The sequence below is a fragment of the Bacillus sp. FSL E2-8900 genome, assembly GCF_037966225.1.
Lineage (GTDB): Bacteria > Bacillota > Bacilli > Bacillales > Bacillaceae_G > Bacillus_A > Bacillus_A cereus.
Genome location: NZ_CP150193.1, coordinates 576,307 through 591,873, shown reverse-complemented (window position 1 = coordinate 591,873; position 15,567 = coordinate 576,307). Strand labels below are relative to the sequence as shown.

The window sequence follows — 15,567 nt, the reverse complement described above, 5'->3', positions numbered from 1 at the left end:
CGCGTCCTCTTTTTTATAAATCTTTCACTCGTAATACACGCATTGCATTTAACACTGCAAGTAGTGTTACACCAACATCTGAGAAAACAGCCTCCCACATTGTTGCAATACCAAAGGCACCAAGTAATAAAACGATCCCTTTTACACCTAGAGCAAAGATGATATTTTGCCACACTATACTTCTTGTGCGTTTTGCAATTTTTACAGCTGTCGCAATTTTTGAAGGCTCATCAGTCATAATAACGATGTCTGCCGCTTCAATTGCTGCATCTGACCCTAAACCACCCATCGCAATACCAACGTCTGCACGGGCTAATACTGGTGTATCGTTAATACCGTCACCAACGAAGGCAATTTTTTCTTTTCCGTGCTTCGCTGCATCAATTTTTTCAATCTCTTCTACTTTTTGTTGCGGTAGTAATTCCGCATGAACTTCATCTAAGCCTAATTCTTTACCGACAGCTTCACCAACTGGTTTTGCATCACCAGTTAACATTACTGTCTTTTTAATACCTAGTTCTTTTAATTTTTGAATCGCTTGTTTCGAATCCTCTTTTACCTCATCAGAGATAACAATATAACCTGCATATCTTCCATCTACAGCAACATGAACTAATGTACCTACTGTTTCTGGTTGCTTAAATTCAATATTTTCTTTTCTCATTAATTTTGCATTACCTGCAAAAATTTCTTTTCCTTGTACTTTTACAACTGTACCGTGACCAGAAATTTCGTTATAATCATCGATTATTTTTTCATCAATTGATTTTCCATATGCCTTTCGAATAGATTGGGCAATTGGATGGTTAGAATATACTTCAGCAAATGCCGCATACTCTAATAACTCTTCACTTGTAGTACCTTCGCTCGGTTCCATTTTTGTAACTTTGAAAACACCTTTGGTTAATGTTCCTGTTTTGTCAAAAACAATATATTTTACATCATTTAAAGCTTCTAAATAGTTACTACCTTTTACTAACACACCACTTTTAGATGCACCACCAATACCTCCAAAGAATCCAAGAGGAATGGATACAACTAACGCACATGGACAAGAGATTACTAAGAACACTAAAGCTCTATAAATCCACTCAGAGAATGTAGCTCCTTCTAAAATAAGTGGTGGAATAAACGCCATGATCGCCGCTGTAATAACTACAACTGGAGTGTAGTAACGTGCAAACTTCGTAATAAAGTTTTCCGTTGGTGCTTTTTTACTGCTTGCATTTTGAACTAAATCTAAAATTTTCGATACAGTGGATTCACCGAATTCTTTTGTAACTTCAATTGTCAACACACCGTTTTGGTTCACAAAGCCACTTAATACATCATTTCCAACTTCAACTTCACGTGGTACAGATTCACCTGTTAATGCTGAAGTATCTACCATTGATGTTCCTTCAATTACTTTTCCGTCTAACGGCACTTTCTCACCTGGCTTAACGATAATATAATCGCCAATTTGTACATCTTCTGGTGATACTTGTTTCGTTTCATTTCCAACCTTTACATTCGCATAATCAGGACGAATATCCATTAATGAAGTAATTGATTTTCGAGAGCGGTTTACCGCAATGCTTTGGAATAGTTCTCCTACTTGATAAAATAGCATTACTGCTACAGCTTCTGAGTATTGTTGAATTGCAAAAGCTCCTACAGTTGCAATTGCCATTAAGAAGTTTTCATCAAATACTTGACCACGAGTTATGTTTCTTACCGCTCTCCAAACGATATCTCCACCTATTAATAAATAAGCAAGGACGAATAACGGAATTGTTACCATTTGTGGTAAGCCCGCTAATGCAGCAATTGCTGTCAAAATTCCGCCGACCACTAATCTCCCTACCATCTTTTTCACATTTGCTTCACCATGATCGTGACTATGTCCGTGGTCATGACCGTTCTTCTCTTCACGAACAACTTTCACATCTGGTTCTAACTTTTGAACGACATTTGTTATATTTGCTACAGTCGCTTCTAGTTCTCTTTTATTCGCAATTTCTACTCGTAGTTTCTTCGATACGAAATCAACAGTTGCTTCTGAGACAGCTGGCATTTCCTTCACTTTATTTTCAATTTTCATTGCACAGTTCGCGCAATCTAAACCTTCTAATATAAGTACTTCTTTAGCAATTTTATTTTTTTGTTCTTCTTGCACTTTAATATGCGGTTCTAATTTTGTAACAAGTTGTTTTGCTTCCGTAACAACTTCGTTTTCTTTATTTTGCGCTGTTTCTAAGATCATTGTCTTTGTTGCGAAGTTTACAGAGCAAGAATTTACTCCTTCTATATTCCCAACACCTTTTTCAATTTTCATTGCACAGTTCGCACAATCTAAACCTTCTAACATCAGTTTCTTTTTCACTAATGCTTCAGCCATCGTTCTCCCTCCTCGCGTTCTTTTTATTCTTCTTCGTTTACGTGTTCAAACGCTTGCTCGAAGATATGAATTACGTGCTGGTCAGCTAACGAATAATAAACAACCTTTCCTTCTTTACGATTCTTCACAAGTTTCGCTTGCTTTAACACACGAAGCTGATGCGAAATAGATGATTGTGTCATTCCTAATAAATAAGCTAAATCACAAACGCACATTTCAGCTTCAAATAGCGCATGTAATATTCTCGTACGTGTACGATCACCTAACACTTTAAATAGTTCTGCTACTTTACTTAAACTTTCATCAGTTGGAATTGTTTGTTTTACTTGCTCTACAACTTCTTCATGAATTATCGTTTGAGAACATGTCTCTTGTGGTGTTTCTACTTTATTTCCAGCCATTATAGCTCACCTCTTTAATTGAACATATGAACAATCATTCATATATCTTATACTCTTATTATATGAGCGCCTACTCATATGTGTCAATGAAATCTGATTTTTTTTTATGAACTTTCCGTTCACATTTTAATAAGTCGTATACATATTTTCCGCACCCTCTATATTCTCATACAAAAAAGGATGCACAATTCGCACACCCCTTTTTACTTACTTTTCATTTTCACCGCATCCACAATTAAAGAAACAAATCCTAACTGATTATCCCGATTTCTATGGTCAAAGCGCTTCGATCGATAAATAAATCCATCTTTCTCATTCCAATCATTATAGTGAAACTTACCATTCTCATCACAGTATTCTAAGAGCCTCACTTGAAAACCTGCTGATTCAAACATGGACGTGATTGTTTTATAGTTATGAACAATTTTATGGCTTGCTGCAGGATGATCTAATGGACCAGGTCCACCTACTTGTACCCCTTGCTGATATTCTTCATCTGGAAAAAATGCATCTGGTACTGCACAACGAATATATCCATTCTCCATTAAAAACTCATAACAAATTTTTGCAGCTTCAATTCCTTCTTCATATGATAAATGCTCCCATACATGTTCTGCCAAAATTACTGATAAAGAATTAGGTTGAAATTTATCAAGCCAAGTTTCTCTCCGTAATAAATTTAATTCTTCTTCATTCGTATGTAACCAACCAGAGTTATTATTATAACCCTCTGCTCCAACAACAACTTTTGTTTCTTCCATTTTGCTCCCACCCTTTTTTCATATTCCGACATAAAAATTCAACAAAGTAATATACATTCCCTTTATTTCAACAAAAGAAAAAGCCTTGCGCGCTCCCTAGACGCACAAGGCTTACTATACTTATATCCCTTTTAATTAAGCTTTTAATTAGCTTGTTCTAAATTATCCTGCGAACTTCCATCGTCTTTTAAATGACTATGTTTTTTCGAATAAACAAAGTATACAACTACTCCAATTGCTAACCAAGCACCGAAGTACATCCATGTTTTTAATGGTAGATTTACCATTAAGAATAGACAACATGCAATCGAAATAATCGGCAAGATCGGTACAAGTGGTACCATAAATCCACGTTGTAATTTTGGATGTGTTTTACGAAGAATAATAACTGACACACCAACCATCGCAAATGTTAACAACGCTCCAATATTCGCTAAATTCGACAATTCTTTTAAATCGATAAATCCAGCAATTAAAGCACTACCAATTCCTGTTAACCAAACTGTAAATGTTGGCGCTTCTGTCTTTTTATTAATTTTCGCGAAAGATTCTGGCAATAAACCGTCACGGCTCATCGCAAAGAATACACGTGTCGTTGCATAAATGTAAGCAAAAATTACTGCCATAATACCAATTACAGCTCCAATTGCGATTATACCAGCTACTTTATCTTGTCCTACAACTTCTAACACATACGCCATCGCTTCCGGTACATCTAGCTCTTTATATGAAACCATACCCGTCATAACGAGACAAACTACAACATAAATGATTGTACAAATGACTAACGAAGCGATAATACCAATCGGTAGATCACGTTGCGGATTTTTTACCTCTTCAGCAGAAGTTGCTAATGCATCAAATCCTAAGAAAGCAAAGAATACTGCTGCTCCCCCCGCGAAAACTCCACTTAAACCGTACGGTGCAAATGGTATCCAGTTTTCTGGTTTCACGTAGAATACACCAACTGCAATGAATAAAACAACGATACCAATTTTAATTAATACCATTATGTTATTCACGCGTTTACTTTCTTTCGTACCTCTTGATAATAACCAAGTTATAACTAATGTAACGATAACTGCTGGTAAATTCACCATACCACCTTGAGACGGAATCGTTAGCAGTGCTTTTGGAATTTCAAGCCCTAATCCACTCACTAAGTTATGGAAGTAACCAGTCCATCCGCCAGCTACTGCGGCAGTCGTTACAACATATACGGATAGTAATGTCCATCCCATTAAATGAGCTACAAACTCACCAATTGTTGCATATGAGTATGTGTACACACTACCTGAAACAGGAAGTGTAGAAGCAACCTCTGCGTAACATAATGCTGCAAATCCACAAACGATGGCTGCAATCATGAATGAAAAAATAACTGCTGGACCAGCATCTCTTGCTGCTACTAATCCAGTTAATACTAGAACTCCTGTACCAATTATCGCACCAATCCCTAGCATTGTTAGGTCAAATGCCCCTAGCGTTTTCGTCAAAGTTTTACTTTTACTTTCCCCTAACAATTGCGTAACGGATTTCTTTTTAAATAGGTTGGCCACGATGTATGCCCCCTTTTGCCAAGAAGAGCTAAGAGATCTTCACTCTTAGCTCTTATCATGTTGTTTTATATATTGTTCGATTTTGTTTTGTATAATGCTTCTATTAGCAAGATACTGTTTCTGCTTCTAATAATTCTTTAGCACCTTTGTACTCTACACCGTGAGCTTCTGCAACTGCTTCGAATGTTACATAGCCATCTAATGTGTTAATACCTTTTAGTAATGCAGTGTTACCTAGGCAAGCTTCTTTGTAGCCTTTGTTAGCAATTTGTACTGCATATGGTACTGTTACGTTTGTTAATGCAAGAGTTGATGTACGTGGAACCGCACCTGGCATGTTTGCAACTGCATAATGAACAACGCCGTGTTTTTCATAAGTTGGGTTATCATGAGTTGTAATACGATCAGTTGTTTCGAAAATACCACCTTGGTCAATCGCGATATCTACAACAACAGAACCTGGTTCCATTGATTTAATCATTTCTTCTGTTACAAGTTTTGGAGCTTTTGCACCTGGGATTAATACTGCACCGATTACAAGATCAGACTCTTTAACAGCTTCTGCAATATTGTAAGGATTAGACATTAAAGTTTTTACTTGGTTTCCGAAAATGTCATCTAATTGACGAAGACGTTCTGCACTTAAGTCGATGATTGTTACATCCGCACCTAGTCCAACTGCAATTTTAGCAGCATTTGTACCAGCTTGTCCACCACCGATGATTGTTACTTTACCACGTTTAACCCCCGGAACACCTGCAAGTAAGATACCTTTACCGCCTTTGTTTTTCTCAAGGAATTGTGCACCAATTTGTGCAGCCATACGACCAGCTACTTCACTCATAGGCGCAAGTAATGGTAATGAACGGTTTTCTAATTGTACTGTTTCATATGCGATAGAAACAACTTTTTTCTCGATTAAAGCTTTTGTTAATTCTGGCTCTGGAGCTAAGTGTAAGTATGTGAACAAGATTAAGCCTTCACTGAAGTGTTTGTATTCGCTTTCAATTGGTTCCTTAACTTTCATAACCATTTCCATATTCCAAGCTTCTTCAGCTGTATCAACAATTTTTGCTCCCGCTTCAACATACTGAGCATCTGTGAAACCAGACCCTAAACCTGCACCCTTTTGAATGAATACTTCGTGATTGTTACGAATTAAATGTACAACACCTGCTGGTGTCATTGCCACACGGTTTTCGTTGTTTTTAATTTCTGCTGGTACCCCAATACGCATAATGAAATGCCCCCTTATAATTAACAGAAAAAAGAGATTCTTTTTTCTTTTTGTAATAATTAATAACTTATGTCCTTATTCTAGCATAACTTAAAAGTTATGAAAACGCTAACATATCATTTTCCTAAAGTTTTTATATTTAGAATAGTGTAAATATATAAAACATTGATTCTATTAGGGGTTTCGTGTCATTCCATTATCTTTCACTCTATTTTTATTATACTGCTTCAAAATAAACAGCAATCATTTATTATTTGACAATAATGTAACAATGTAAGAAACCTAAGCGATAACGTATACATATACAGTTATTACTTTACTCAATACTTTAGAGATATATTCTTTTCACAAAAAAACAGCTGCTAGCATTTAGCTAGCAGCTGGGTAACTTATAAATAACTTAGAAAATAAATCATCTGTCGTTTCAGTAATTTTATCAAACAGATCACTTTCTTCCGCTTCTTGCTCTTTTAACATCTTAATTGTTTCACGTGCATCTTCAGGGTAATCGGTTATAATACCATCTACGTTTAACTTATAATATGCCTTTAAATTTTCCATATCATTTACTGTCCATACGTAAATTGGTTTGTTTAACTTCCTTGCTTCTTTTACTAATTTCTTATTTAACATATATTCTTCTGCTACGTAAAAGTCAGCCTTCACATTCTTTAAGTTAGCTCTACTTGCATACAGTATATACCCTACTTTTATATCTGGATTTGCACGCTTAAACTCTTTAATAAGTGGATAGTGTAACGTTTGAATTACACATTGCTTCTCAAATTCATTATCTTTAATCGTTTTTAAGACTTTGTTTACAAAATCTTTTTCGCCCCCATGAAGCTTCACTTCTATATTAAGTTTGATTTTGCCATTTGCTAGCTTAATGATTTCATCAAGTGTACTTATTTGTCCTGAAAGTCCATCTTGACTAAGGGTAAGCTGCCTTAACTCCGCCATCGTTAAATCTGACACATGCACATTGGCATTTGCGAGACGTTTCAGCTTCAAATCATGTATAACCGCTAGTTCACCGTCTTTCGTTTGTAATACATCTATTTCAGCGTAGTCTGCTTTTGCATCAATAGCACCTTGCACAGCTTCTTTCGTATTTTCTACGCCTTTTGATATATACCCGCGGTGCGCCATAATAATCGGTTCTTTATACGAATTTGAAATAAACGTTACAATGAAGGCAACGACCATTCCCGCAGTAATAATTCCTACAATGTATACGCCAATGAATTTCCAACGATGTTTTTGGAAGAAACATTTATCTGCTTTCGTTTTCGAATAATCTAATCCTTCTTCTAATAAAACATCCTCAACTGGAACCTTTTGTAAGTATAATCGCGTAATCGCCATAATATAAAATGGCGTCACGATAAAGCTGAATAAATACAATGTACTCGTTAAAAATACAGAAATCGTTGATTCAGCTAATAATGCAAATGTTCCTTTCGGGTTTGTAAATTCATAAACACCCCATAGGCACAATAAATACATTCCCAAAAACACGACATATACAATTCCAATTGAGATAAAAAATCCTACTAAAAAGAATAGTACTTTAAAAAAGCTTTCCTTTACTAAAGTTGCACTTTTACGTGCTGCCACGCGAAATGGTTTTTGCTCTAAAACAACAATAGGTAGAACGAAAATCCATCGAAGATTCAAATACGCGACTACAGCAAAGAACGTGTAATAACCAACTTGTCCCATCGTTGTCTTAAACAGTTCTCCTGTAATAAAGTTAGGAATTTGAATTTGCGGGATTAATGCCGTTTCATATCCCATATTTAAAAGAGGCAACAATACGACAGCATATAAAATAAATCCTGGTAAGCAATATGTGAAAAGAGTAGGTAAATACGTTACCGTTTTATATAAAATCGGACGTAATTTCACCTTCTGTCTTTTATGAGCGAAATACGAAATAATAATAAGCACCGCAAATTCTGTAAAGATAAGAAACAGTGCTAACAATGATAAAATTACGATTGCTAAGATGCCATAAGGCGTCTTTAAAAACGCTAATAATTCATCATTTGTCGCATTTGCATAACCACCAAAATACAATAACTTATTAAAAATAATTCCAAATAGTGGAACGAACACAATCGCTGCTAATAATTTATAAGCAAGTTGAAAAGTTAATACATTCCAAAAAGCAAATTTAACTGTTTGAAAGGAATGTCTCATTACTCCTGGTATAGATAGTTTTTTACGGTGTTGCATATATTCCTCCAAATTCTAAAACGGTATTTGAGATGGATTCCATATTTCCAGTCCTAATCCATCTTTTTAATAATAATATATTCCGCTTAACATGAACACTCTTATACATATAATGAAAAAAGTGATGGCTACTTCCCATCACTTTTTCATTTATTCTATTTTTTCTCTAGCCCTTGTCCAAATGCTTTCAAGAAGCTAAAACCGAATGTAATAGCTCTATTGATATCTGGATCTTTTAATACTTTAAAGAAGTCCATCACTTTTGTTTTTTTACCACTATTTAATTCATCTGTTGCAAATTGCAATCCTGTAACTAAACTTGACGTAATTTGCTTCGTTATTTCTGGGTCAACTGAAGATAACGCTTCTCCTGCCCCCATCATATTGTTGAGTGCATTTTTAACTGGTTCACGATTTAGTTGCTCCACAGCGATTTTTGAAACATCTTCCTTCGCAGCAAGTAAACTAATTGCCGCATCTAATATACCAGCCTTCTGCAACTGTGCTAAAAGCTGCATTGTTTCTTCTACTGCTTCACGATTATTAGATAGCTCATTTAGAAGTTCATCTGCTACTTGCTGTTTCTGTTCTTCCTCTGTTACAACTTTCTTTTTAATTACAGTAATTTCTTTCGCCACTATCTCCGCCCCCTAGTCCACAAGTGATACGTATTGTTTTCTTTGCCATTTTCGCTCGATTTCAACACCGTTTTGCGGATTACGCTTTTTATCTCTCGGGTTTGAAGATGGTAACGGACGATTCCCTTTTTCACGTAATACACGCATCTTTACCATTGTTTGTTTGTACGCTGGTGTACACGTATAAAGATCTGTCGCCGTTCCAGTTAAAATATTGATTGCCTCTTCATTTACCGTTGCATGCATCGGTAAATATAGCTCTTTCCCCGTTACACGATCTGTAACAAGTGCCTGTACTTTAATTTTCCCAAATGGTGATGCTAATTCTACAAGGCCACCATCTTTCACATTGCGCTCTAGGGCAAGTTCAGGCGAGATTTCAACGAACACTTCAGATACTTTAGATAAAATACCAGCCGATTTATTCGTCATATTCCCTTCGTGGAAATGTTCTAACATACGACCATTATTTAAAAGTAAATCATACTCATCTGGCGCTACAACTGGTGGTACCCATTCATCTAATGATAGACGAGCTAGTTTATCCGGGAAGTTAAATCCGTCCACATATAATAGCGGTGTATCGCTACCATCATGGCTACCCCAACATAAACTATTCCATCCTTCTAAACGATCGTATGTTGCCTGAGAATATAAAGGTGCAAGCGATGCAATTTCATCCATGATTTCACTTGGACTTGCATAATTCCAGTCCCCGCCAAGCGCACGAGCTACTTTTTGTAAAATCCACCAGTCTGGCTTTGAATCACCAAGCGGCTTCAATACTTCATATAATCTTTGAATACGGCGCTCTGTATTCGTAAATGTTCCCTCTTTTTCTAAGCTTGGTGCTGCCGGTAAAATAACATCAGCAAAACGAGCTGTTTTCGATAAGAACATATCTTGAACAACAAGGAAATCTAAATTCGCTAAAATATGTTGTACATGGTTGGCATTCGAATCTACTAAAGCCATTTCTTCACCCATAACATACATACCACGCAGTTTTCCTTCATCTGCTGCCAGTAACATTGCAATATTATTTAAGCCTGGTGCTTTCGGAATTGTAGTACCGTATGCTTTTTCAAATTTCGCACGAAGCACATCATCTGAAACCGCTTGGTAACCTGGAAGCCAGTTTGGTAATGTTGCCATATCACAAGCGCCTTGTACGTTATTATGTCCGCGTAATGGGTATGCTCCTGCACCAGGACGACGATAGTTACCCGTAACAAGCAATAGATTTGAAATTGCTGCTGAAGTTGTACTTCCTCCAGTATTTTGAGTTACACCCATTCCCCAAAGTACACAAGTACCATCTGCTTCATATACCATACGTGCCATTTCTTTCAGATTTTCTTTCGAAATCCCCGTAATTTCTTCTGTATAATCAAGCGTATACTTTTCTACCATTTTGCTATATTCATCAAAATTCTTCACATTTTCAGCTATGAACTTTTTATCGTGCCAATCTTGATCAATAATATATTTCGTAATACCAGCGAGCCATACGTAATCAGTTCCTTGGCGCGGATGAATGAATAAATCCGCACGCTCTGCCATTTCATGTTTACGAAGATCCGCCACAATTAATTTTTGGTCATGTAATTTATGAGCACGTTTTACACGCGTTGCAAGTACAGGATGTCCTTCTGTCGGATTTGCTCCAACGATAATGACAAGGCCTGCTTCCGCAATATCTTTCACTGTTCCAGCGTCCCCGCCCATACCGACAGTTTTAAATAAACCGTCTGTTGCTGGAGATTGACAATAACGGGAACAGTTGTCTACATTATTCGTTCCATATATTTGACGGGCTAGTTTTTGCATAAGATAATTTTCTTCATTCGTTACTTTCGAAGAAGAAATAAACCCAAATGCATCACTTCCATATTCTGATTTAATATGCTGCATATTGGATGCAACAACTTCAAGAGCCTCTTCCCATGAAGCTTCAACAAACATATCTCCTTGGCGAATTAATGGCTTTGTAATACGATCTTCACTGTTTACAAAATCCCATCCAAATTTGCCTTTTACACATGTTGAAATACCGTTAACCGGCGCATCTGAAACAGGCTGCACTTTCAAAATGTGGCGGTCTTTCGTCCATACTTCAAATGAACAACCTACACCACAAAATGTACAAACTGTTTTTGTTTTATTCACTTTCGTCTTACGCATCGCAGCCTCTACTTCTGAAACTGCTAAAATACTACTATATCCCGGCTCTACATCCTTTACAAAATCAATCATCGGATCTAACACATCCGGTTTCAATCCTGTCATGAATCCAGCTTCACCCAGCATTGTTTTTTCCATTAACGCATTACATGGACATACTGTTACACATTGCCCGCAACTTACACAAGATGAGTCATTTATACTTACACCATTGTCCCATATAACACGTGGACGGTCTAAGCTCCAATCAATCGATATAGTTTCATTCACTTGTAAGTTTTGACATACTTCTACACACTGTCCACAAGCAATACATTGATTTGGATCATATCGATAAAACGGATGTGACATATCCACTTCACACGCACTTACTTTTGGCTCATACGGATATTTCTGTTCCTCAATTCCCATCATATGTACTGTATTGTGGACTTTACAGTTACCATTATTGTTATCACAAACGGTACAATACAGTAGATGATTCTCTAATATTCGATCCATTGCCTCAGTCTGTGCCTCTTTTGCACGCTGGGACTGTCTTTCGATATGCATACCGTTCTCTAATTTCGTTGAACAAGCACGCAATAACTTTCCATTTACTTCTACAATACACGTATCACAAGTTTGAATTGGATCTACTTCTGGTACATGACAAATTTGAGGATGTTCCAAATTACTCTCGTTAAATAATTGTAGTATCGTCTTTTCACCTGATGCAGAAAATTCTTTACCATCGACGGTTACACGGACTGTCTGTTCTGCCATAGTTTCCCCTCTCCTTACAACCAACTGTACAACACAATCATGAATCCGTTTTCAAAATCGCATTACTGTACATATTTTTGAAACGCTCTACCCAAATACTTTCTTATGAAGTCGATTCTAGATGTTATAAGTTATAACTACGAAAGCTTGAAAATATCACTATTCTACAGTTCTATTATATCGTACATATACAATAATAACCAAAATAATCTATGATCTTCTTGTTAATAGGTGTTTTTATTTTTCCCATTGTTTTATGATAAATGTGGGAGAGAAATACATATAAAAGGGGAATTAAATATGGGGCCTACGCAAGAGACTTATACAATTGTACGTTATCAATCTGGTACATTTTCAAAACAACTGGATGAGATTGTTACAGAATCTCCTATTACTATTAAATTGAATGGTGAAGAATATGTAACAGTCGTATGCACACCAAATTATATTGAAGATATGGTAATTGGTTTTTTAATTTCTGAGGGGATTATTTCTTCCTATAACGATGTTGAAGAACTATGGGTTCAAAAAGATAACGGAATTGTCCATGTAAAATCATCAAAAGTGAATCCGCTCTATCAAACTTTATATAATAAACGATACGTCACTTCTTGCTGCGGAAAAGGTAGACAAGGTTTTATTTTCGTAAACGACGCAGCAAAAGCAAAAGACTTACATGATATACACGTAAAAATTACTCCTGAAGAATGTTTTTACTTAATGAATACTTTACAACAATCTTCCACTACCTTTCGCCAAACTGGTGGTGTTCACAATACCGCGCTATGTGATCGAAATAATATCCTTCTATCAAGAATGGATATCGGAAGACATAATGCATTAGACAAAATATACGGTCATTGTTTACGCAATGATATATCTGTTAAAGGAAAAATTATCGCATTTAGCGGACGTATTTCATCTGAAATTTTACTCAAAGTTTCAAAAATCGGATGTGAAATTGTTCTATCTAAATCTGCCCCAACAAAACTAGCATTGCAACTTGCCCATGATTTAGGCATTACAGTCGTAGGGTTTATTAGAAATGACTCTTGTAATATTTACACACATCCAAAACGAATTGATGGCTATCAATCCAATGTTTAAAAAATAACTCCTCAATCGAGGAGTTATTTTAGTTATAAAAATGTAACATATTAAACACTTGAATAGTTAATAAAGTTAATATATAATTTCATTACATAATTAAAACAAAACATTGTAGCATATATCTTTTCATTCTTTTACAAATTAAAAGAGACTTCTAACAAAACGCATACACATTCTTATAAAAGCAATGGATTTATTTTATTTAAAATCGACCAAGGGGGTTACAACGATGGAAATTCGCTTATTAACGACAGAGGACGCAGAAATATATTTAAAAGTTTGTATGGAAGGTTTAACGAAGAACCCGGAAGCTTTTAGCTCTTCTTATGAAGATGTTCTTAAACATGAGGATCCTGTAGCTGCTATGGCAAAACGATTAAGCAATCCGGATAAGTATACTCTAGGGGTCTTCAAAGATAACGATTTAATTGGTATCGCTACTTTAGAAACAAAGCCTTTCATTAAACAAGAACATAAAGCAAAAATTGGCTCCGTTTTTGTTTCCCCAAAAGCACGTGGTCTCGGAGCAGGACGAGCTCTAATTAAAGCAATTATTGAAAATGCCGATAAATTACATGTAGAACAACTTATGCTCGATGTTGTAGTTGGTAACGATGCAGCAAAAAAATTATATGAGTCATTAGGTTTCCAAACTTACGGCGTACAAGAGCGTTCATTAAAACATAACGGTCAATATTGGGACGAGGAACATATGGTTCTGTTCTTAAATGATTAATACTTCAATATAAGGTGAAACTTTACTCAGTGGGGGAGTTTTCCAAAAACATCTTTCTTAATAAGAAAGATGTTTTTTTCATTACAACAATGTAATCTTCATGTCACCTTTATCGATCGTACCAAACCTTTCCATTCATTATACTAAAAATATAAAGTGAAACTTTACTCAGTGAGGAACTACATCCCACGCTGATCGCATGTACTTGATATGTAGAGGAGAATGTGACATGAAACAAAACAAACGAGCTATGCTTTTAATATTTACTACAGCAATTGTAACTTCTGGATTAGCAATTTTACCTTGGTTTATTATATGAACACTCCCCCTAACAATGAAAAAAGCTGATTGCTTCTTAAGAAGCAATCAGCTTTTTTTATATTATAAAATCCCCAAAATTTTATTTACGCAACTTATAATAATAACCATAGATACGGCAACGCACATGACAACCGTATTACGATCTTGCTTTTCTTTTTTTGAAATTTCTTCTTTTGAATTCATGTGTATGATCTCCTTTTAAAAAAAGTGTGAGATAGGAAATTTTTCTTATCCGATGCGAGGTGAATACGAAAACCCTCTCTATCTCACATACACAATAGAATGGAATTGTCATTTTATAAATAAAATGACATGACGTTATGTCGCAACATAGGGTATTTTGTGTCGCTACGTTTTCTATTATAAAAAATAGTTGTGCAAAACTAGTGCATTTTTTATGTCAATTACTCTGAGCGAAAAAATCAGCCCTCCATTCAATCACATAAAAAGAGTTTTTTATTATTTTCATGTAAACTATACAAGTAGAATGAACAGTTTGGGGTGCACAAGATTATGGTAAAAATTTTATTAGTAGACGATGAAGAACGTATGTTACGATTATTAGATCTGTTCTTAAGCCCTCGCGGCTATTTTTGTATGAAAGCTACCTCTGGCCTTGAAGCACTAAAATTAATCGAACAAAAAGAATTCGATATTATTTTATTAGATGTTATGATGCCAAGTATGGATGGATGGGATACTTGCTATCAAATTCGTCAAATTTCCAACGTTCCTATCATTATGTTAACAGCTCGCAACCAAAACTACGATATGGTGAAAGGCCTCACGATGGGCGCAGATGATTATATTACAAAACCATTTGATGAGCATGTATTAGTCGCACGAATCGAGGCTATATTACGCCGTACAAAAAAAGATGGCTTTGTTAGTTTCAATGGTATTGAGTGGGATAAAACGAAACATACTGTCACAGTTTATGATGAAAAAATCTCATTAACTCCTATCGAATTTTCGTTACTCGGACTATTTTTACAAAATACAAACCGTGCTTATAGCCGAGATGATTTAATCGAAAAAATTTGGGGCTATGAAACAGATATCGAATATAGAACAATTGATTCACACATTCGTAATATCCGTGATAAACTACGCAAAAAAGGATTTCCTATTGAAGATTACCTAGAAACGGTCTATAAAGTCGGATATAAATGGAAAAGTGAATAATTACTTCGGTCAGTGGGAAATCGTATACCACTGACTCTTTATTATGAAT

12 protein-coding genes are annotated in these 15,567 nt (G+C 35.7%); 3 read left to right on the top strand and 9 right to left on the bottom strand.

The window, feature by feature from the left end:
* Positions 1-13: 13 nt before the first annotated feature.
* The 8 genes from NST90_RS03010 to fdhF form a co-directional block, all read right to left on the bottom strand.
* A complete protein-coding gene (locus NST90_RS03010; protein ID WP_069604560.1) occupies positions 14-2,380 on the bottom strand; it encodes a heavy metal translocating P-type ATPase in 2,367 nt (788 codons plus the stop codon).
* Positions 2,381-2,403: 23 nt separating this feature from the next.
* Positions 2,404-2,781, bottom strand: a complete 378-nt coding sequence (locus tag NST90_RS03005) for a metalloregulator ArsR/SmtB family transcription factor (protein ID WP_000918378.1) — start codon at positions 2,779-2,781, stop codon at positions 2,404-2,406.
* A gap of 203 nt (positions 2,782-2,984) precedes the next feature.
* Positions 2,985-3,542, bottom strand: a complete 558-nt coding sequence (locus NST90_RS03000) for an SAM-dependent methyltransferase (protein WP_016121823.1) — start codon at positions 3,540-3,542, stop codon at positions 2,985-2,987.
* Positions 3,543-3,685: 143 nt separating this feature from the next.
* Positions 3,686-5,101 (bottom strand): amino acid permease, encoded by a 1,416-nt coding sequence (locus tag NST90_RS02995; protein ID WP_001284890.1) that lies wholly within the window; start codon positions 5,099-5,101, stop codon positions 3,686-3,688.
* A 103-nt stretch (positions 5,102-5,204) separates the two neighbouring features.
* Positions 5,205-6,338, bottom strand: a complete 1,134-nt coding sequence (gene ald, locus NST90_RS02990) for an alanine dehydrogenase (RefSeq protein WP_001219744.1) — start codon at positions 6,336-6,338, stop codon at positions 5,205-5,207.
* Positions 6,339-6,707: 369 nt separating this feature from the next.
* A complete protein-coding gene (locus tag NST90_RS02985; protein ID WP_001164717.1) occupies positions 6,708-8,579 on the bottom strand; it encodes a glycerophosphodiester phosphodiesterase in 1,872 nt (623 codons plus the stop codon).
* Positions 8,580-8,734: 155 nt separating this feature from the next.
* Complete coding sequence (locus NST90_RS02980) at positions 8,735-9,217, bottom strand: DUF1641 domain-containing protein (protein ID WP_001040540.1); 483 nt, start codon at positions 9,215-9,217, stop codon at positions 8,735-8,737.
* 12 nt (positions 9,218-9,229) lie between these two features.
* On the bottom strand, positions 9,230-12,166 hold the full coding sequence (gene fdhF / locus NST90_RS02975) for a formate dehydrogenase subunit alpha (RefSeq protein WP_000840673.1): 2,937 nt from the start codon (positions 12,164-12,166) through the stop codon (positions 9,230-9,232).
* A 300-nt stretch (positions 12,167-12,466) separates the two neighbouring features.
* Here fdhF and fdhD point away from each other — a divergent pair, with 300 nt between their 5' ends.
* Positions 12,467-13,273 (top strand): formate dehydrogenase accessory sulfurtransferase FdhD, encoded by an 807-nt coding sequence (gene fdhD, locus NST90_RS02970; protein ID WP_000529241.1) that lies wholly within the window; start codon positions 12,467-12,469, stop codon positions 13,271-13,273.
* Positions 13,274-13,505: 232 nt separating this feature from the next.
* The gene (locus tag NST90_RS02965; protein WP_000405875.1) at positions 13,506-14,012 is read left to right on the top strand and encodes a GNAT family N-acetyltransferase; all 507 of its coding nucleotides are present in this window, start codon (positions 13,506-13,508) and stop codon (positions 14,010-14,012) included.
* A gap of 381 nt (positions 14,013-14,393) precedes the next feature.
* Here the strand turns inward: NST90_RS02965 and NST90_RS02960 are convergent, their stop codons facing one another.
* Entirely contained in the window at positions 14,394-14,516 is a 123-nt protein-coding gene (locus NST90_RS02960; RefSeq protein WP_001085006.1) for a hypothetical protein, read from the bottom strand.
* 330 nt (positions 14,517-14,846) lie between these two features.
* Here NST90_RS02960 and NST90_RS02955 point away from each other — a divergent pair, with 330 nt between their 5' ends.
* Positions 14,847-15,518 carry a response regulator transcription factor gene (locus NST90_RS02955; RefSeq protein ID WP_000238957.1) on the top strand — a complete coding sequence of 224 codons (672 nt, stop codon included), beginning with the start codon at positions 14,847-14,849 and terminating at the stop codon, positions 15,516-15,518.
* Positions 15,519-15,567: the final 49 nt, after the last annotated feature.